A 19,256-nucleotide genomic window follows, 5' to 3' on the forward strand; every position below is an offset into this window, starting at 1 on the left:
GGTGGCGCTACTCCGGCAGGTCGGCGGTCATGTACTGCGCCCAGGCGCGGAACTGGTTGCGCATCAGCAGCTCGTTGGTGCCGTTCACTTCCCGTGTGCCGCCTTCCAGTTCGGCACGGTCGAAGTCGCGGTGCAGGCTCACCCAGTCGTTGCGTCCGGCCTTCAGGCCCTGCTGGATGCTCTCGAACAGGTGCACGTCGTCGTGCGCCACCACCGACATCGGCGAGAACACCAGGCGGTTGTACGTCAGGGAACGATCGAACAGCAAGTCGGGCGCACCCTCGGCCCGCAGGCTCCAGGCCTCCACCAGCGTGCGGTCCGCCGCCAGCGGCCGGATGACGCGGATCGCCTGCGGCGAGCTCTTCACCGACAGGCTGGGGAAGCACACCGAGTTCTGCGGCGAGCGCTGCAGGATCTCGGCCGTGCGCTCCGCCCCGTGCGCGGCGACCAGCGCCGCCTCGTATTCCGGCACCTGGGCGTAGCCCGAGTGGATGCTGAAGTTCACCCCCAGCATGCTGTGGCCGTTGGGGTAGACGCGGCCGCCCATGCGATCGAAGAAGTCGTAGCCGGCGCCGAAGGGCAGGATCTGCTCCATTGCCATCGGCTTGGGCGCATCGGCCGGTTTCCCCTGCCACAGGCGGTTGGCGGCCTGGGTCGCGGACTCGTGCGCCGACTGCGGGTGCACGGTGTCGTTGATGTTCTCCAGGTACATCTTCCAGTTGCAGTGGATGACGTTGCGCAGCACGCCGCCTTCCACCTTCAGCCGGCCGACCGGCGAGCGGTCCACCAGGTTGTCGATCGCGCCCAGCACCTCGCCGAAGTAGGCGCGGAAATCCGGACCGCCTTCGTTGATCTTGCAGAACACGAAGTCGCGGTAGACCGCCACGTGCGCCGGCGCGCCCAGGCCCTGGCCCGACTCGCAGTCCGCGAGGCGCGTGCCCTCGTAGCCGTTCTTGATGGGGACGGCCAGCGGCGAGCCGTCCAGCTTGTAGGTCCAGGCGTGGTAGGGGCAGCGCAGGAACTTGCCGGCGTGGCCGCTCGCGTCGGTGGCGAGCGGCATGCCCTTGTGCGCGCAGCGGTTGTTCAGCACGCGGATGCCGCCGTCGGCCTGCCGCACCATCAGCAGCGGCTGGCCGGCGATCTCGACGGTGATCCAGTCGCCCGGCTCGGGGACCTGGCTCGCGTGGCCGACGAAGTTCCAGGTGTTGGCGAAGAAATGGCGCTGCTCCAGCGCGAACAGCTCCTCGCTCAGGTACAGGTCGCGGTGGACGCGATCCTCCTGCACCAGGGCCAGGATCTGCTTGCGCGTGGGCTTCACCGGCTGCTCCTCAGGGCACCAGCTTCCATTGGCCCTTGTCCAGCTTGACGATCACGCGCGAGCGCTCGTCGGAGCCGTAGCGGTTGTCGGGCTTGAAGTTGTAGACGCCGTGCGTGCCCACCAGCTCCTTGGTGTTCACGATCGCGTCGCGCAGCGCGGTACGGAAAGCCGGCGTGCCCGGTTCGGTCTTGGCGGCCGCGCGCTGCGCCGCGTCGGCGAACAGCAGCCAGGCGTCATAGGAGTAGGCGGAGAAAGCGTCCGTCGGCACGGCGCCGTGGACCTTCTGGTAGGCGGCCCGGAAGTCCATCGACACCTTGCGGATCGGGTTCGATGCGGGCAGCTGCTCGGCGACGATCACCGGGCCGGTGGGCGCCAGCAGGCCGTCGACGGAGGAACCGCCCACGCGCACGAAGTCGGGATTGATCAGCGCGTGCGTGCCGTAGATCTGGCCCTTCCAGCCGCGCTCGGCGAGCGCACGGTAGGGCAGCGCGCCCGGCGTGCCGGAGGTGCCGGTCAGCACGGCGTCCGGGTGCGCCGCGACGATCTTCAGCACCTGCCCCGTCACCGAGCTGTCGGCGCGGGCGTAGCGTTCGTTCGCGACCACCTGGATGCCGGCGGCCTTGGCGGCGGGCACCAGCGAGTCGTACACCAGGTCGCCCCAGGCGTCGGAGAAGCCGATGTAGCCCACGGTCTTGACGCCGCTCGCCTTCATGCGCTCGACGACGGCGTTGATCATCAGCGGCGCGGGCTGCGGCAGCGTCACCATCCACTCGCCGTCGGGGCCGGGAAGGTTGGCATTGGCGATGGAGATCAGCGGCGTCTTCGTCTCGCGGGCGACGGCGGCGATCGCCAGCGCGCCGGGCGAGCCGGCCGTGCCGATGATCACGTCCACCTTGTCCTCGGCGATCAGCTTGCGCGCGTTGCGCGCGGCCGTCGAAGGATCGGAGGCGTCGTCCAGCTGGATCAGCTGCACCTTGCGGCCGGCCACCGTGGGCAGGTGGGCGGCGCCGGCCTGGATGCCTTTCGCGTACGGGATGCCCAGCGAGGACACGGGCCCGGACAGCGAGGTGATGAAGCCGACCTTGAGGTCGGCGGCGAACGCGTTCAGTGCGAGGCCCGCGCCCAGGACGGCGGCGGCGATGGTCTTCACGGCTTGCATGGTTCTCCTGCGGGTCAGAGGGCGATGCTGCCGAGGCTCGCGCCTCCGCAGACATACAGGGTCTGGCCGGTGATGAAGCCGGCCTCGGGATGGATGAAGAAGGACACGGCGCGGGCGACGTCGCCCGGTTCGCCGACGCGGCCCACCGGGATGGAGGCGGCGAGCTTCTGCTCGCGCTCGCTGCCGGCCGGGATCACGTCGTAGAACATCTCCGTGTGAACGGGCCCGGGGGCCACTACGTTGACGGTGATGCCGTCGCGCGCGAGTTCCAGCGCCCAGGTGCGGGCCATGCCCAGCATGCCGGCCTTCGTGGCGGAATAGCTCGTGCGCGTCTGGGCGCCGAGGGCCGCGCGCGAGGACATCAGCAGGATGCGGCCGAACTGGCGCGCGCGCATGGTCGGCAGGGCCGCCTGCACCAGCAGCACGGCCGAGCCCAGGTGCAGGTTCATCAGCGCGTCGAGGTCTTCCAGTTCGACCTCCGGCAGCAGCGCCGGGCGGATCACGCCGGCGTTGTGCACGATCGTCGTCACCTCGAAGCGCTGCGCCATCTCGCGCGCGGCCTGCGCCGTCGCCGCGCGGTCGGACAGGTCCACTTCGATGCTGTGCAGGCGCGGATGGCTCGTTTCGCTCTTGCGCCGCGCCAGCGAGATCACCTCGTAGTCCTGCGCCAGCAGCGATTCGCAGATCGCCTTGCCGATGCCCGCGCTGCCGCCCGTGACGGCGGCCACCTTGTTGACCTTCATGGCTTGTCCTCCACCAGCGCCAGCACCCGCAGGGGGCTGCCGCTACCCTTTTCGATCTTGAGCGGCGGGCAGATCAGCAGCGTCCCCGTGGGCGGCAACAGATCCAGGTTCGTCAAACACTGCAGCCCGTAGCGGTTGGCGCCGTGCATGAAGTAGTGACAGGGGTAAGGCGGCCGCAGGTGGTAGCCCTGCCCCGCGTCCGTGCCGATCGCCTCGGAGCCGAAGCCCAGCACCTGGCGCTGTTCGACCAGGAACTGCACGGCTTCGGTGCTGGGGCCGGGCGTGTGCTGACCGGTCTCGTCGAAGTTCTGGTAGGCCTCGGGGTCGGTGCGCTTGGACCAGTCGGTGCGCATCAGCACCCAGGCGCCGGGGGTGATGCGGCCGTGCGCCTGCTCGAAGCGCTCGATGTCCTCCACGGTGAGCAGGTAGTCCGGGTCCTTCTTCACTTCCTCGGAGCAGTCGATCACGAAGGCCGGCGCCACGAAGTTCTGCACGGGGATCGTGTCCACCGAGTTGTTCGGCAGGTCGCGGCCGGAGATCCAGTGGATGGGCGCGTCGAAGTGCGTGCCCGTGTGCTCGCCGCAGGAGAAGTTGTTCCAGTACCAGCCCGGGCCGCGGTCGTCGTACTTCGAAACCTCCTCGATGCGGAACGGCCAGCACTGGCCCATCTCGGGCGGCAGCGCGATCTGCGGGAATTCCGGCGTGAGCGTCTGCGTGAGGTCCACCACGCGGATGCGGCCGCTGGCGAGCGCCATCGCGACGGCGCCCAGCACGGTGTTCGTTGCCTGTGTCATGTTCAGCTCCCGCCCGAAGCGAGTTCGCGCTCCAGCACCTTGGGGTTGTCGCGCCAGCGCTCCAGCCATTCCTGGGCGACGTCGCCGGGGTAGACGTCCTCGATGCCTTCCTTCAGCGCCTTGACGATGGCACTGGCCAGCGCCGCCGGCGCCACCTTGGGCGGCGGCAGGTTCTGGTTCCACTCGTCGTCGATCGGGCCCGGGAACAGGTTGATCACGCGGATGCCGGCCGGGCGCATCTCCGCGCGCAGGCACTGCGCGAGCGACAGCGCCGCGGCCTTGGAGGCGGAGAAGGTGCCGTGCGGCGGGAAGTTCGACAGCGCGTAGATCGACAGCAGGTTCACCCAGGCCGCCGCATGCGTCACGCCGTCGGCCGAACGCCCGCGCAGCGCCGGGCCGAACTCCTGCGCCAGGCGCAGCAGGCCGAAGTAGTTGATGTCCATCTCCATCCGCGCGACGTCGGTGCCGCGGCGGCCGGAGATGCCGAAGGCGCGGTGCACCTCGGCGTTGTTGATCACGATGTCCACCTTGCCGCCGATGGAGCCGGCCAGCTCGGTCACCGACTTGCCGTTGGTGAGGTCCAGCGGCACCAGCGTGACCTGCGGCAGGGCGGTGATGTCGTCGAAGCCGGGCAGCTTCTTCCACGGCTCGGCGTGGCCCACCCAGACGATCTCGGCGCCGGCCTTCACCATCGCCTGCACGATGGCCTGGCCCACGGCGGTCTTGCCGTCTGTGACCAGCACCTTGCGGAACTTGGGGTCGCTCGTCATTTCTCGCAGCATCCTGTCGTCTGCCATGTGTTCGCTCCCGTCGGGGGGAAATCCGATCAGCACCGCCTGGCCGGCGCGGTCCAGGCGGGCGCCGACGTGCACGCGCGTGGGCGCGTCGCCCACCTCGCCGTGCAGGTGCACCATGATGGAAGGGCCCGCATCCAGCTGCACCAGCCCCAGGCGCCAGGGCAGGCGCTCGCGGAAGAACAGGTCGTTGCTGTGGTGCAGGGTCGTGCTCGCCAGCAGCTGGCCCGCGCCGGACTGCGGCTTCCACTGCAGCCGCGGCGACAGGCACTGGTGGCAGGCCTCGCGCGGCGGGTACTGCACGGCGCTGCAGTCCTTGCAGACCTGCAGCTCGAAGCGGCCCTCGGCGGCCGCCGCCGTCATGCCCTGCGCGACGCGGCCGCGCGCCCAGGGCGGCAGGTTCATCTGCCGGGTGCGCAGGACCGGGTTCTTGCGCTTCGGCTTCATCAGCGGCATGGTCATGACGATCTCCCGAGCAGCACGGCGCCCGTGCACAGGCACCGGTCGTAGGTCACCATGCCGAAGCCGGTGACCAGGCCCAGCCGGGCATCCTTCACCGCGCGCTCGCCGGCCTGGCCGGTGAGCTGGCGGATCGCCTCGGTCATGCCCAGGAAGCCGCCGGCCGCGCCGGCCTGGCCGCAGGAGAGCTGGCCGCCGCTGGTGTTGTTGGGGAAGTCGCCGTCGAAGGTGGTGCTCTTCGCGCGCACGAAGGCCGGGCCCTCGCCCTTCTCGCAGAAGCCCAGGTCCTCGAACTGCATCATCACGATGACCGGGTAGTCGTCGTAGGTCTGGACGAAGTCGACGTCGTCCGGCTTCGCCCCGGCCTGCGCGTAGAGGTCCTCGCGGTCCATGCGCCAGCCGCCGCGCACCATGATCGGGTCGTCCGAGTAGGCGTTGTGCCGCTCGATCGCGCCGCGCACCAGCACGTGCGGCAAGCCCAGCTCGCGGGCGCGCTCCTCGCGCATGACCAGGAAGGCCTCGGCGCCGGCGCAGGGCATCACGCAGTCGAACAGGTGGATCGGGTCGGAGATCGGCCGCGCGCCCATGTACTCCTCCAGCGTCAGCGGCTTCTTGAACAGGGCATTGGGATTGAGCAGCGCGTTGCGGCGCTGGGCCACGGCGATGCGGCCGAAGTCCTCGCGCCGCGCGCCGTAGGTGCGCATGTAGTTCGCCGTGATCATGGCGAAGATCGAGTTGGGGCCCCCCGAGCCGTAGGGGTAGCTGGCGTCGCGCGCGAAGTTGCTGAAGGAACCCAGCGTGAGCCGGAAGGAATCGACGTGGTTGGTGTCCGCCGACACGCAGGCGACGATGTCGGCGTCGCCCGCCTGCACGGCGCGGGCGGCGCGGCGCAGCGACATCACGCCGGAGGCGCCGCCGGTGGGGATGTGGTCCAGCCAGCGCGGCGAGACGCCCATGTGCTGCGTCACGCCGACGGCCGTGTCGGGCACCAGCGAGAAGCTGCTGATGGTGAGGCCGTCGATCTGTTCCTTGGCGATGCCGGACTCGCGGACCAGCGCTTGCAGTGCCTGGCCGATGAACCAGTGGGCGTTGTGCGTGGAGTAGCGCACGTAGGGCACCGTCACCGGCACGGCGACGGCGACGCCTTCGTAGGACTGGCGTCGGCTCATGGCGCCCTCTTCTTCAGGCCGCGCGTGTCGACGCAGTGCGGCTGCCCGGGCAGCGCCCGTGCGAGCTCGCGCAGCTGGCCGCGCTGGATCTTCTGCGAGGGCGTGAGCGGCACCTCGGGCACGAAGGCGACATATCCCGGCGCCTTGTAGTAGGCCAGCTGCGCCAGCGCGTGCCGCACGATGCTGGCGGCCAGCGCCTCGCGCTCGGCCGCGGGCACCGGGTCGCGCGGGATGATGCAGGCCAGCACCTCGTCGCCGCGCAGTTCGTCCGGTGTCGCGGCGACGGCGGCGCTCTTGACCGCCGGGTGCTGGTTCAGCACGCTCTCGACTTCCACGGCGGAGATGTTCTCGCCGCTGCGGCGGATCACGTTCTTCTTGCGGTCGATGAAGTACAGGTGGCCCGCCGCGTCGCGCTTCACCATGTCGCCCGTGTGGAACCAGCCGCCGGCCCAGGCCTCGGCCGTCGCGGCTTCGTCCTTCAGGTAGCCGGAAAAGAAGTAGCGGCGCGGATCGGGGCCGCTGGAGCGCACCAGCAGTTCGCCGGGGACGCCGGGCGCGGCTTCGTTGCCGGCCTCGTCCAGCAGCCGGATCTCCACGAAGGACTCCGCCTTGCCGAAGCAGCTCTGGCCGATGTGGCGCGGCTCGTGGTTGGCCATCACGCAGGCGGCGGCGCCGGTCTCGGTCATCGCCCAGGCCTCCACCAGGGGGAAGCCGAAGCGCTCCTCGAAGACACCATGGTTCTTGCGGTCCACGCCGGCGCCGAAACCCCAGCGCACGGCGTGCGCGCGGTCGGCCTCCGAGGCGGGCGCGGACAGCAGCATCGCCGGCATCACGCCCAGGTAATGCACGATGGTCGCGCGGCTGTCGCGCACGCTCTGCCACCAGCTCCTGGGATGGAAGCGATCCAGCTGCACCAGGCAGCCGCCCGCCGTCAGCACCACCATGGTGGAGAAGGCCATCGCGTTCACGTGGTTCAGCGGCAGCGGCGTGATGATGCGCTCGGCATCGGGACGCACCGAGCAGACGCCGTCGAGGCCCGCGTACCAGTCGCCCGCACGGAGGAAGTATTCGTTGGAGAGGATGCAGCCCTTGGGCCGGCCGGTGGTGCCGGAGGTGTAGAGCAGCGCGCACTCGGTCGCGAGGCCGGGGTGGCCCTCCACCGGCGGCGTGGTCGGCGCCTTCGGCAAGGCAGCGATCTCCGCCGCATCCCAGGTGCCCATCGCCACGCCCGCGGTCCTTGCGGCCGCCTGCAGATCCCCCGCCCGCTGCGGCAGCGTCACGGCCAGGCAGATTTCGCTGTGCCCCACCAGGTATTCCAGTTCGGCCGAGCGCATCTCCGCGTTCACCGGCACCACGCTCACGCCCAGCGCGTTGAGGGCGAACCAGTGGAACAGGAAAGCCGGACGGTTCTCCAGCAGCAGGCCGACGCGGTGGCCATGGCCATAGCCGGCGGCCGCATAGCCTGCGCGCAGGCGCTCCACTTCCGCCGCCGCTTCGCCCCAGGTGACGGGTCTCGCGGCGATGCCGTAGGCCTGCGCCGTCACCGTGTCGACGAACAGGAACTCGCTCGCCGGCGCGCGCGCGGCGGTGGCGGCGAAGCGCTGGTGGACGGTCGTCATCAGATGAACAGCTGCACCGCCTGCAGGGCGGCGTCGGGGTTGAGCAGGTTCACCCGCTTCAGCCGGATGCGCAGCGCGCCGTCCTGCACCACCAGGTGGTGCAGGCAGTGGCCCACCAGGAACTGCAGTTCGTCGCCCTGGGCCTCGGTGTAGTGGAACTCGGTGCGCACCACGTACTGATTGGCCGCCGGGTCGAAGGTTTCGACCGTAGGGGTTTGCAGCAGGTGATGGCAGCGGCTGGGCGGCTGCTGCGAGAAGGCGCGCGGGCTCTTCAGGCGCTCGACGCGCAGGTCGCGCAGCAGCTTGTCCTCGTACAGGTGCGAGGTGTGGTTGATGCCGTCCGGCTGGTCGGGCACCAGCGGCACCCAGTAGATGCCGTCCTCGGTGAACAGCGCGTTCCACGCCTCGTAGTTCTTGGCGTCCAGCAGGCGCGCCTCGCGCACCACGAAGTCGATCAGGTCCTGGCGGGTCGGTTCCATGGCCATCCTCACATCGTCAGCGTCATGTACTTCGCCCAGGCGCGGTACTGGTTGCGCATGGAGATCTCGCTGGTGCCGTTGGTGGTCACCTCCGCCTTGCCGATCTCGCTCTCGTCGTAGTTGCGGTGCAGGCTGATCCAGTCGTTGCCGCTGCCGTGCAGTCCGGCCTGGATGCCGCGATAGGCCTGCAGGTCGTCGTGACCCACCACCGAGAACGGCGAGTTGATCAGGCGGCTGTACATGGTGGTGCGCTGCAGCAGCTCCGGCGGCGCGCCCTTGAGGCGGAAGGTCCAGCTTTCCACCACGCACTTGTCGGCCGCGATCGGCTTCACCACGCGGATGGCCTGGATCGCGCCCTTGATGGTCAGGTTGGGGTAGTAGACCGTGTTGTGGCGCGTGAGGCCCAGGATCTGCTTCGTGCGTTCCTCGCCGTAGGCCTTGAGCATCGCCTCCTCGTACGCCGGGATGCCGGAGTACTTGCTGTGGATGCTGAAGTTCACGCCCGAGAAGCTGTGGCCGTTGTCGTAGACCCGCACGCCCATGTCCTCGAAGAACTTGTAGTCGGACATGAAGGGGACGAACTGCTCGATCGCCATCGGCTTGGGCAGGTCGGCGGGCTTGTCGGCCCACATCTTCTTGGCCGTGCCTGCCGAGGACTCGTGCGCCACCATGGGGTGCATGGTGTCGTTCAGGTTCTCGACGAACATCTTCCAGTTGCACTGGTGCACGAAGCGCAGGCAACCGCCGGCGATCTCCAGCTCGCCCTCGGGCGAGCGGTCGGCCATGTTGTCGATGGAGCTGAGCGACTCGCCGAAGTACTCCTCGAAGCCGGGGCCGGCGTCGTTGAGCTTCACGAAGATGAAGCCGCGGTACACGCGCACGTTGGGCACGGTCACGAGGCCCTTGGCGCTCTCGCATTCCGACAGGCGCGTGCCCTCGTAGCCGTTCTTCAGCGGGATCGCCAGCAGCGCGCCGTCGGTCTTGAAGGTCCAGGCGTGGTAGGGGCAGCGGAAGAACTTGCCGGTGTTGCCGCAGGCGTCGCTCACCAGCCGCGAGCCCTTGTGCGCGCAGCGGTTCATCATGACGCGCACGCTGCCGTCGGTGTGGCGCACGATGATCAGCGGGCGGCCGCCGATCTCGTTGGTGATGTAGTCGCCGTTCTTCGGGATCTGGCTGTCGTGGCCGACGTAGTTCCAGGTGTTGGCGAAGAAGTGCTCCTGCTCCAGCTCGAACACTTCCTGGCTGATGTACAGGTCGCGGTGCACGCGGTCCGGCTGGACCAGGGCGCGCACCGCCTCGGGATTGCCGCGGTAGTTCGTCGTCACCATTCGCTCCTTACATGTCCAGGACCAGCCGCGGCCCGCGCGCGCGCGAGACGCAGACCTGCATCACCTTCCCGGAAGCCTTCTCGGCGTCGCTCAGGAAGTAGTCGCGGTGGTCCACCTCGCCTTCCAGCACGGTGGCGGTGCAGACGCCGCATTCGCCGCGCTTGCAGTCGAACATCGGGTCGCAGCCGTGCGCGATCAGGCAGTCCAGCAGGGTCTGGTCCGCCGGCACCTCGAAGCTCTGGCCGGACTGCGACAGCACCACCTCGAACGGACGGTCGCCGGCCTCGGCCACGGGGGTGGTGAACAGCTCGAAGTGCACGCGCTCGTGCGTCCAGCCGCGCGCCTGCGTCTTCGCCAGCACCGCGTCCAGCAGCGGCTTGGGGCCGCAGACGTGGAGCTGGTCGGCTTCGCCGCAGCCGGCGAGCAGCGCGTCGACGTCCAGCGGGGCGCCGGCTTCCGCGTCGGCGTGCACGCGCAGGTCCTCGCCCAGGAGCGCCTGCAGTTCCGGCAGGAAGGCCATCAGCTCGCGGCTGCGGCCCGCGTAGTGCAGGCGCACGGCCTGCCCGGCCGCCTTGCATCGCGCGGCCATCGTGGCCAGCGGCGTGATGCCGATGCCCCCGGCGACCAGCACGGCGCAGCCGCCACCCGCGTGCAGGGGGAATTCGTTCTTCGGCGGCTCCACGGTGAGCGTGTCGCCCGCCTGCACCTGGTGCATGAAGCGCGAACCGCCGCGGCCCTCATCCTCGCGCCGCACGGCGATGACGTACTCGCGCGGGGCGGCCAGGTCGGCATCCGTGGCGAGGCTCACGAGCGAGTAGTGGCGCCAGTCCGTCTTGCCTTCCGGCAGTCGCACCTGCACCCGCACGTGGGCGCCGGCGGTGTAGCCCGGCAGCACGGCGCCGTCTTGCGCGCGCAGGCGCAGCAGGCGGATGAGGGGATTCAGGTCGCGCGCCTCGGCGACCCGCAGCGCGAACGTCATTGGACGGCTTCCTCGATGCGGGCCGGCTGCGCCGCCGGCGCGGGCTGGGCCGCCGCGGCGAGCGCATGCCGCTGCAGCAGGATGCGCAGCTTGTCGCCGTGCTCGTCGGCCAGCGCCGCGTCGCGCAGCTCGCGCACGGTCGCCGGCGCGATGCGGGCGCCGGCGCGCTGCACGGCGTCGACCAGCGTCTCGTAATTGCGCAGGCCGCGCGCGTGCGTGTCGCTGTAGCCCTTGACCAGGCGCTGGCACTGGGCGAGTTCGGTCGCGAGCTGCGGGTTGATGGTGGCGGCCGCGGCGATGCGGGCCAGCCAGTCCTCGATGCGGGCGTTCTCGACCTGGTAGCGCAGCGACCCGCGCCGCCAGCGCTTGAGGCCCGCCAGCGTGTACAGCAGCAGGAAGCCGCCCAGCGAGCTGGTCTTCACGACCCGGCCCTTGCGCGTGAAGCGCTCCAGCAGGCGCCGCGGGGCACCGGAACCCGCCAGCCAGCGGCCCAGGCCGGCCGGCAGCGTGTCGCAGATCTCCTCCACCCGCGGGTGCATGTATTCGCTGATCGCGACCAGCTGGTCCTGCTTCAGGTGCACTTCCTCCCCGACGCGCCGGAAGCGGCCCTCGCGCGTCTTCAGCTCGGCCACGCGCACCGTGTCCTCGTAGGACATCCACAGCGCCAGGTGGCGCGCGGTCTCCACCAGCAGGTGCGCCTCGCCGTCCTGCGGCAGCTGCTGCACGCGTGCGAGGCGGTCCAGGTACAGGCCGGCGTAGGCCGGGTCCTGATAGTCGACCAGGCGGCGCACGCCTTCGACCAGCACGTGCCGCGCCGCCTCCGGGAACTCCTTCGCCACGCGCTCCAGCAGCGCGCGCACCTGCGGGTCGCGCGGCGTGCCCACGGGCTGCACCGGCGTCGGCGCGGGTGCTTCGCTGGTTTGCGGTCCGCTGGCGCGGGCGTAGGCGGCGCCGAAGGCGGCGAGGCTCGCCTTCACGCCCACGCCGCCGCGCTCGATGGTCGCTTCGAACTGCGCGCGGCTGAAGGGCAGCACCCCGGTGCCGGCGAGCGCGCCGAACAGCACGGCGCTGATCACGCTGCCCGCCTCTTCCGCCGCCTGCGCCATGTCGAAGCGCACGAAGCGGCGCGCGGCCGCTTCCGCATGCGCGAGCAGGTTGTTGCTATCGGCGCGGCCGTCGCCCATCGCCGTCTTCTCCGCGATGGCGTACACGCGGTGGGTCGACGCGATCAGCGTGGTGCGGTCCGGCGTCACCAGCCCCCGCTGCACGGCGCGGCCGGCTTCCATCAGCTCGGAGGCCAGCACCACGTCCACGTCGCCCGGCAGCGGCATCAGCGCCAGCACCGGGTGGCCGCCGTCCTGCTCCGCCTGCGCGCGGGGGAACATCTCGACGTAGTAGATCGTCGCGCCGGTGCGCTGGGCGACGCCCGGCACGGAAGTGGTCTGCGCGATGTAGCCGTTGGCTTCGCCGAGGTCGACGATCCAGTCGGCCAGCACGCCGCCGCCCTCCCCGCCCATGGCGAGGATGGCGATCTTGATCGGCTGCACCGTGTTCATGCGGGTCCTCAGAAGGCGTAGCGCTCGCGGGCGCGGGCGTCGCGGCGCTGCAGGTGGCCGATGACGGCGCCGCGCACGCGCTGGCGCAGGCGGTCCCAGCGGCTCGGGTTGGTGACGATCTGCGCCTTGTAGAAGGACGGGCACAGCACCGCGGCGTGCGAGACCTCGCCGCACAGGCCGCAGCCGACGCAGGAGTCGAGCACGGTGGCGATGGGGTCGGTGCGCAGCGGATCGGGATTGGGCTTGATGGAAAGCGACGGGCAGCCGGAGAGGCGGATGCACGAGTGGTCGCCGGTGCAGGTGTCGGCATCGATGCCGAAGCGCTCGCGCACCACGCGCTCGCCGGCGGCGGCCTTCTTGCGCACGATGGGTTTCTCGCGCCGCTGCTTGTTCAGCATGCACTCGGACTGGGCGATCAGGACCTTGGGGCCCTTGGCCTTGGTGGTGAGCGCCTCGCGCAGCGCGTCGCGCATGCCGGCGACGTCGTAGGTGCGTCGCATCGTCTTGACCCACTTGACGCCGACGCCCTTGACCGCCTTCTCGATCGCGTGGCCGGTGCTGCGCGTCTTGTTGTGCGCCGTCGAGGACAGGATGTCCTGGCCGCCGGTGGCCGAGGTGTAGCTGTTGTCGACGACGATGGTGAGGTTGTCGCTCTGGTTGAACACCGCGTTGGCGACGCCGCTGGTGAGGCCGTTGTGCCAGAAGCCGCCGTCGCCCATCACGCTGATCGCGCGCTTGCCGGCCGGCGCGTTCAGCGCGGAGGCGCCGGCGCTGCCCAGGCCGTAGCCCATCGTCGTGTTGCCGATGTTGAAGGGCGGCAGGATGGAGAACAGGTGGCAGCCGATGTCGGCGCTGACGTGGTGCGGGCCCAGCTCGCGTTCGACCAGCTTCATCGCGGTGAAGATCGGGCGCTCCGGGCAGCCGGTGCAGAAGCCGGGCGGGCGTGCGGCCACGCTCTCGGCCAGCGGCTTGAGCGGGATCACCTTGGGCGCGGTGGCGGCCGGCGCGGGCTGCAGGCGGCCGTAGCGCTCCAGGAAGGCGCGCACGCCCTTGAGCGTCTCGGCGGCGGTGTACTCGCCGGCCACCGGCAGCAGGTCCTTGCCGTGCAGCGCCGTCGTCGAGCCGGCCTGGCGCAGGATGGTCGCGATGTTCTGCTCGATGTAGTTGGGCTGGCCCTCCTCCACCATCAGCACGGCGCGCTTGCCTTCGCAGAAGCGCAGCACCTCGCTGTCGATGACGGGGTAGGCCACGTTCATGCAGTACAGCGGGATGCGGCTGTTGCCGTAGACGTCGGCGAAGCCCAGGCGCTCCAGCACCCGCACGGTGGTGTTGTAGCTGCCGCCCTGCACCACGATGCCGATGTCGTCGGCGCCCTCGGCGAAGAATTCGTTGAGCCGGTGCTCCTCGATGAAGCGCACGGCGGCGGGCCAGCGCTCGCGCACCTTCTCCTGCTCGTGCACGAAGCTGGCCGGCGGCAGCACGATGCGGCTCACGTCGCGCCGCGGATTCTCGAGCGCCTGCGCGATGGTGAAGTCGGGGCGGCGGTTCTCGCCGGCGATGAACTCGCCGTGCACGTGGCAGGCGCGGATGCGCAGCTGCAGCATCACCGGGGTGTGGCTGGCCTCGGAGAGTTCGAAGCCCTGCTTGACCGCCTGCACGATGCTGGGCAGGTTGGGCCTGGGGTCCAGCAGCCAGATCTGCGACTTCATCGCGAAGGCGTGGCTGCGCTCCTGCATGATCGAGGAGCCTTCGCCGTAGTCCTCGCCGACGACGATCAGCGCGCCGCCGGTGACGCCGCCGGAAGCCAGGTTGGCCAGTGCGTCGGACGCGACGTTGGTGCCGACGGTGGACTTGAAGGTGACGGCGCCGCGCAGCGGGTAGTTGACGGACGCGGCGAGCGTCGCGGCGGCGGTGGCCTCGCTGGCGCTGTTCTCGAAGCGGATGCCCTGTTCGGCCAGGATGTCCTGCGCATCGGCCAGCACGTCCATCAGGTGCGAGATCGGCGCGCCCTGGTAGCCGGCGACGTAGGAGACGCCCGATTCCAGCAGCGCCTTGGTCACCGCCAGGATGCCTTCGCCGCGGAACGGCTCGCCGGCGCCCAGGCGCAGCTTCTTCACTTCCTCGACGAATGATCTCTCGGCCATGGGGGTCTCCGGTGCGCGATTAGTTTAAGCAGAAACATATGAAAAGTCATGGGTTATTCGGGGGCGGGAATACCCTAGGGGGAAGGAAGTGGGAGCGGTGGGGTTCGCTGTCGCTCACCGTCCGCGGCTGCGCCGCGCCACCCTACGATGAAGCTGGGGTTCGCTGCGCTCACCGCCAGCCTACGAATTCGCATTCAACCGCGCTCGTAGGCTGGCGGTGAGCGAAGCGAACCCCAGCACGGAGCCTCAGGCCGTCAACACCGCCCGCCCACCGTGTCCGCGGGTCGCGATCCACTCGAGCGCCTCGCCCGCCTGTGCCAACGCGAACTCCCGTACGCCAAGCTCGAGCTTCCCCTGCGCGATCCGCTCCAGCAACCCCGGCGCCGCCGTGCGCCCCGCCGCCTCCCGCCGCAGCATGTTCAACGGCAGCAGCGCGACATCCCTCTGCAGCAGCTCCGGCAAGCTGAGCTGCGTCTCGGTCCCGCCGGCATAGCCCACCAGCACGGCGCGCCCGCCCGGCGCGACGCCGCGCAGCGCCGCCGGCAAGGCCGTGCCGCCCACCGTGTCCAGCAGCAGTTGCGCTTCGGGCTTCAGCGCCTCCGCCGCGACCGCGTCCACGCCGGCCGGCAAGCGCGCGGCCTGCGCCGCGTCGAACACCACCGCCCGCACCCGCGCGCCCGCCTCGCGCGCCAACTGGCACGCGATGGACCCCACCGCGCCCGACGCACCGCAGACCAGCACCTCTTCACCCGCCTGCAACTGCCCGACATCGTGCAGCGCGACCCACGCCGACGTGCACGGCGAGAAGAACGCCGAGCCCAGCGCCATCGGCACGCCCTCGGGCAGCACGCCCAGCGCGTCGTCCGGCGCGGCGATCACTTCGCGCCAGGTGCCGTCGCGCAGGATGCCCAGCCCGGCGCCGCGCAGCCACACACGCTGTCCCGGCGCGAAGCGCTCGCTCGCGACGACGACCCCCGCGCCCTCCACGCCCGGCACGTAGGGCAGCGGCGGATGGCGCAGGAACTGGCCGCTCCACACCGTGCGGTCGATGTGGCCGACGGTCGCCGCATGCATGCGCACGAGGCTGAAGCCGGGCGCCGCGACCGGCTCCGGCACCTCATCGACGCGCGGCGGCTCGTTCCAGGCATGCACGCGCACGGCCTTCATGGCTGCGCCTCCAGGAAGCGCTGCACCGCCTGCGCGAAAGCCTCGGGCATCTGGTCGGGCAGCGGCACCATGCCGCCTTCGATCCCGGTGAGCTGCGCCTGCGGCAGGTGGCGCAGCCACTCGGCCGCATGCGGCCCGGCGTAAGGGTCGAGGCTGGCGCGGATCACCAGCACCGGCTGCGTGACGGCGGCGATGCGCTCCTCCATGCGATAGGAGGCGACGGCGCGGTGGCCGCCCTCGACGTCGCCGCGCACCTTCAGCGCGTCGGCCACGAAGGCCTCCAGCAGCTCGGGCCGGTCCGGGGGATAGAAGCCCTGGCGCTTGCGCCACAGCGCCGCCAGGTGGGCGCCGTCGGGCGACGGCTCCACTTCGTCGATGGGCGGCCGCTCGCCGCGCGCCTTGCGGAAGGCGGCATCCGTGTAGGGCGTGGAGGACAGCACCAGCGAGCGCACGAGGCGGCCGTGCCGCGCCGCCAGCTCGATCGCGATCACGCCGCCGGTGTGGTGGCCGACGACGTGCGCGGAAGCGATGCCCAGCGCATCGAGCAACTGCGCGGCGATCGCGGCCCAGGACTCGATCGAGGGCGCGCCGGCCGGCGGATCCGATGCGCCGAAGCCCGCCGTGTCCATCGCGATCGCGCGCCAGCGCGCGCCCAGCAGCGGCAGCACCTGCTCGTACTCCCGCCAGCTGCGCGGCGTCTGGTGCAGCATCAGCACCGCGGGCGCGTCCGCCGCGCCACATTCGGCGTAGTGCACCTGTCCGTGCGGCAGATCGGCATACGCCTTGCGGATCTTCATGACAGCGTCCGTTCCGCCGGCGGCTTCCACAGCCCGGCGTGGCGCAGCATGCCGAGCGTGCGCGACAGCACGTCCAGGCGGTAGGCGCCGACGTCGCGGCCTTCGTAGTCGTAGAAGCCGCTGCCGGTCTTCAGGCCGAGCCGGTTGTCTTCCATCATCCGCGCGACGATCTTCGGCGTCTCGTAGCGCGCCTTGTCGATGCTGCCGCCCATCTCGCGGCTGGCGTGGAAGAGGATGTCGCAGCCGCCGAAGTCGATGAACTCCACCACGCCCAGCGCGGCGAAGCGCAGGCCCATGCCGTAGCGCGTGGCCTTGTCGATCTCCTCGGCGGTGGCCACGCCCTCTTCCACCATGCGCGCCGCCTCGTTCATGACCAGCGCCTGCAGGCGCGGCACGATGTAGCCCGGCGCCGGTCCGCACACGACCGGCAGCTTGCCGATGCCCTCCATCAGCGTGCGCGTGCGCGCCAGCACCTCGGGACTGGTGCCCGGGTGCGTGCTGAGCTCCACCACCGGGATGACGTAGGCGGGGTTCAGCCAGTGCATGTTGAGGAAGCGCTCGGGCTTCTCCACGATCTCCGCCAGCTGCGTCACGAGGATGCTGCTGGTGGTGGAGGTCAGGATGGCGTCGGGCCGGCAATGGCGGTTGATCTGCGCGAAGGCGTCGCGCTTGGCCTCCATGGTTTCCGGCACGCCCTCGAACACGAGTTCGGCCTCCGCCAGTGCGGCGGGCGCGCCGGCCGCATCGACCAGCTCGACGCGCGCGGCGATGTCCGGGATCTGCCGTTCGTCCAGCGCGCCCAGGCGCGCGAGGCCCTGCAGCGCGCCCCGGATCTCGGCCATCGCCTGTTCGCGCAGCTCCTGCCAGGCCTGCGGCGTGCGCTGGCGCAGGTCGACGAGCGCGATGCGGTGGCCGGCATAGGCGAAGCTGATCGCGATGCCGCGTCCCATGCGGCCGGCGCCGACGGCGGCGAAGCGCGCCATGGTCACTCCCCCTCGTGCAGCAGTTGCTGAAGCTGGGCGCGCGAGAGGCCCGCGAGGCCCAGGCCTTCCAGCGTGCGGGGGCCCTGCCGCAGGTCGCGCCCGAGGAAGCCGCCGACGATGGCGAGCAGGCCCTGCGCGATCGGCGCGTCGCACTGCGACCAGCGCGCGACCGAGGCGAGGAAGGCGAGGCCCAGCTCCGTGTCCTCGGTGATGTAGCGGTGCGTGCGCAGGTCGATGTGCTCGCGCCAGTCGCCCGACTTCACCAGCTTCTTGTGGGCGTCGCCGTACATCCACCGGTCGTTGTTGTAGTGGTCGGCCAGCGGGTAGTGCGGGCCGGCGTAGCCCAGGGATTCGCGCACGGCGATGCGCTCCTGGTCCAGGCGGTCGGTGACGGCGCGCACCGCCGGCTGCGTGCCCTCGTTGTGGATGTCCCAGCGCTCGAAGTTCTGCAGCGGCGCCGCGTTCATCACCATCAGCGGCGGGTGGATGACGGGGCCCGCGTTCATCAGCGCGCCCGAGAGCGCGTCGCCGCAGCCGTGCACGCTGGGGTACGCGAGGCGGATCACGGCCAGCGCATGGTCGGTCTTGCGCGCCGGGTACACGCCGGTGGGCAGGCGCACGGCGCGGATCGTGACGTTGACCTCGCGCTCGCCGTGCTTGCGGGCAAGATAGGGGAGCGTGCCCGTCTCGGCCCAGGCCACGTCGGCGCGGTTGCCCGACTGGCGCACGATGCGCGCCATGACGAAGCTGCCGAAGGTGCCGGGCGGCAGGAAGACCACCTGCCCGTCCACCAGGTGCGGCGCCATCGCGCGCGCGATGTCTTCCTGCGCGACCGCCGGCGAGGGAATCACGATGAGCTGGGCGCCGGAGAGCGCCTGCGCGATGTCGGCCGTGGCGCGGGCGATGCGCACCTCGCGCGGACCGTCGGCGTCCTTCAGGATGATGCTGCCCGTGTCCACGACGGGCTGCAGGGCGGCGCCGTCGCGGCGCCAGAGGCGGACCTCGTGGCCGGCTTCGGACAGGTCCGCGGCGGCGGCGTAACAGCCGTGCCCGCCGCCCAGGATGGCGATCTTCATGGGGGTCTTGTCTCCTTGGCTGGCGCGGCTACATGGGGGTTCGCGCTCTTGCGCCGGTACATTACTTTTCATATATTGATTTGTCAAGAATCAGGGCGCGGGTCCCGGGGGAAGGAACAGCATGGCCAAGGGCGGCAAGAACGCGGACGGGCAATTCGTCGACGACTACCTGCCGGCGCTGCTGGCGCAGGCCAGCCACCTGATCTCGGGCGAGTTCCACCGCATCGTCACGGCCAAGGGCTTCACCGTGTCGGAATGGCGCGTGCTGGCGAGCCTGGCGGGCGCGGAGCCGATGAGCATCGGCGCGCTGGCGCGGCTGGCGGTGCTCAAGCAGCCGACGGTGACGCGCGTGCTCGACCGCATGCAGGCGCGCGGCCACGTGAAGCGCATCCCGCACGACAGCGACCGGCGCATCACGCTGATCGCGATCACGCCTTCAGGGGACAAGCTGGTGTCGGGGCTGATCGAGCTGGCGCAGGAGCACGAGCGCAGGGTGCTGGAGCCGTTCGGGCTGGCGCGGTCGCAGGATCTGAAGCAGATGCTGAAGAAGATGATCGCGATGCATGCGGATCTGGCGGTGGAGCCGGCGGACGAGGATCTTTGAGTTGCTGGGGTGGGGGGGGGGGGGGGGGGGGGGGGGGGGGGGAGGGGGGGGGGGGGGGGGGGGGGGGGGGGGGGGGGGGGGGGGGGGG

The 19,256-nt window shown here is 70.7% G+C and carries 17 protein-coding genes; 1 reads left to right on the plus strand and 16 read right to left on the minus strand.

Annotation, left to right across the window (positions count from 1 at the left end):
* Nucleotides 1-7: 7 nt before the first annotated feature.
* The 16 genes from ACY0MJ_RS06145 to ACY0MJ_RS06220 all read right to left on the minus strand — a co-directional run bounded on the left by ACY0MJ_RS06145 (nt 8) and on the right by ACY0MJ_RS06220 (nt 18,564).
* Entirely contained in the window at nt 8-1,318 is a 1,311-nt protein-coding gene (locus tag ACY0MJ_RS06145; RefSeq protein ID WP_462637450.1) for an aromatic ring-hydroxylating dioxygenase subunit alpha, read from the minus strand.
* 10 nt (nt 1,319-1,328) lie between these two features.
* A complete protein-coding gene (locus ACY0MJ_RS06150) occupies nt 1,329-2,477 on the minus strand; it encodes an ABC transporter substrate-binding protein (protein WP_462637451.1) in 1,149 nt (382 codons plus the stop codon).
* Nucleotides 2,478-2,491: 14 nt separating this feature from the next.
* Nucleotides 2,492-3,220, minus strand: coding sequence for an SDR family oxidoreductase (locus ACY0MJ_RS06155; protein ID WP_462637452.1), 729 nt, complete (start codon nt 3,218-3,220; stop codon nt 2,492-2,494).
* Nucleotides 3,217-4,014, minus strand: coding sequence for a cyclase family protein (locus ACY0MJ_RS06160; protein ID WP_462637453.1), 798 nt, complete (start codon nt 4,012-4,014; stop codon nt 3,217-3,219). Before ACY0MJ_RS06160 ends, ACY0MJ_RS06155 begins: the two co-directional genes overlap by 4 nt.
* Nucleotides 4,015-4,016: 2 nt before the next feature.
* The gene (locus ACY0MJ_RS06165; RefSeq protein ID WP_462637454.1) at nt 4,017-5,270 is read right to left on the minus strand and encodes an SDR family NAD(P)-dependent oxidoreductase; all 1,254 of its coding nucleotides are present in this window, start codon (nt 5,268-5,270) and stop codon (nt 4,017-4,019) included.
* Nucleotides 5,267-6,436, minus strand: a complete 1,170-nt coding sequence (locus ACY0MJ_RS06170) for a thiolase family protein (RefSeq protein WP_462637455.1) — start codon at nt 6,434-6,436, stop codon at nt 5,267-5,269. Before ACY0MJ_RS06170 ends, ACY0MJ_RS06165 begins: the two co-directional genes overlap by 4 nt.
* Complete coding sequence (locus tag ACY0MJ_RS06175) at nt 6,433-8,055, minus strand: AMP-binding protein (protein WP_462637456.1); 1,623 nt, start codon at nt 8,053-8,055, stop codon at nt 6,433-6,435. Before ACY0MJ_RS06175 ends, ACY0MJ_RS06170 begins: the two co-directional genes overlap by 4 nt.
* A complete protein-coding gene (locus tag ACY0MJ_RS06180) occupies nt 8,055-8,534 on the minus strand; it encodes an aromatic-ring-hydroxylating dioxygenase subunit beta (protein WP_462637457.1) in 480 nt (159 codons plus the stop codon). Before ACY0MJ_RS06180 ends, ACY0MJ_RS06175 begins: the two co-directional genes overlap by 1 nt.
* 8 nt (nt 8,535-8,542) lie before the next feature.
* Nucleotides 8,543-9,859: an aromatic ring-hydroxylating dioxygenase subunit alpha gene (locus ACY0MJ_RS06185; RefSeq protein WP_462637458.1), complete on the minus strand. Its 1,317-nt coding sequence runs from the start codon at nt 9,857-9,859 to the stop codon at nt 8,543-8,545.
* A 10-nt stretch (nt 9,860-9,869) separates the two neighbouring features.
* Nucleotides 9,870-10,841 (minus strand): PDR/VanB family oxidoreductase, encoded by a 972-nt coding sequence (locus tag ACY0MJ_RS06190; RefSeq protein WP_462637459.1) that lies wholly within the window; start codon nt 10,839-10,841, stop codon nt 9,870-9,872.
* Nucleotides 10,838-12,397 carry an indolepyruvate oxidoreductase subunit beta family protein gene (locus tag ACY0MJ_RS06195; RefSeq protein WP_462637460.1) on the minus strand — a complete coding sequence of 520 codons (1,560 nt, stop codon included), beginning with the start codon at nt 12,395-12,397 and terminating at the stop codon, nt 10,838-10,840. Before ACY0MJ_RS06195 ends, ACY0MJ_RS06190 begins: the two co-directional genes overlap by 4 nt.
* Nucleotides 12,398-12,405: 8 nt before the next feature.
* Nucleotides 12,406-14,541: a thiamine pyrophosphate-dependent enzyme gene (locus ACY0MJ_RS06200; RefSeq protein ID WP_462637461.1), complete on the minus strand. Its 2,136-nt coding sequence runs from the start codon at nt 14,539-14,541 to the stop codon at nt 12,406-12,408.
* A gap of 246 nt (nt 14,542-14,787) precedes the next feature.
* Entirely contained in the window at nt 14,788-15,708 is a 921-nt protein-coding gene (locus ACY0MJ_RS06205; protein ID WP_462637462.1) for a quinone oxidoreductase family protein, read from the minus strand.
* Nucleotides 15,705-16,505, minus strand: coding sequence for an alpha/beta fold hydrolase (locus ACY0MJ_RS06210; protein ID WP_462637463.1), 801 nt, complete (start codon nt 16,503-16,505; stop codon nt 15,705-15,707). The genes ACY0MJ_RS06205 and ACY0MJ_RS06210 overlap by 4 nt, the downstream gene beginning before the upstream one ends.
* Nucleotides 16,502-17,488: a 3-hydroxybutyryl-CoA dehydrogenase gene (locus ACY0MJ_RS06215; protein WP_462637464.1), complete on the minus strand. Its 987-nt coding sequence runs from the start codon at nt 17,486-17,488 to the stop codon at nt 16,502-16,504. The genes ACY0MJ_RS06210 and ACY0MJ_RS06215 overlap by 4 nt, the downstream gene beginning before the upstream one ends.
* A gap of 2 nt (nt 17,489-17,490) precedes the next feature.
* Nucleotides 17,491-18,564, minus strand: a complete 1,074-nt coding sequence (locus tag ACY0MJ_RS06220) for an NAD/NADP octopine/nopaline dehydrogenase family protein (RefSeq protein ID WP_462637465.1) — start codon at nt 18,562-18,564, stop codon at nt 17,491-17,493.
* A 121-nt stretch (nt 18,565-18,685) separates the two neighbouring features.
* Between ACY0MJ_RS06220 and ACY0MJ_RS06225 the strand changes: the two genes are divergently transcribed.
* On the plus strand, nt 18,686-19,168 hold the full coding sequence (locus ACY0MJ_RS06225) for a MarR family winged helix-turn-helix transcriptional regulator (RefSeq protein ID WP_462637466.1): 483 nt from the start codon (nt 18,686-18,688) through the stop codon (nt 19,166-19,168).
* Nucleotides 19,169-19,256: the final 88 nt, after the last annotated feature.

This window comes from Ramlibacter sp. bp-362 (genome assembly GCF_054956735.1).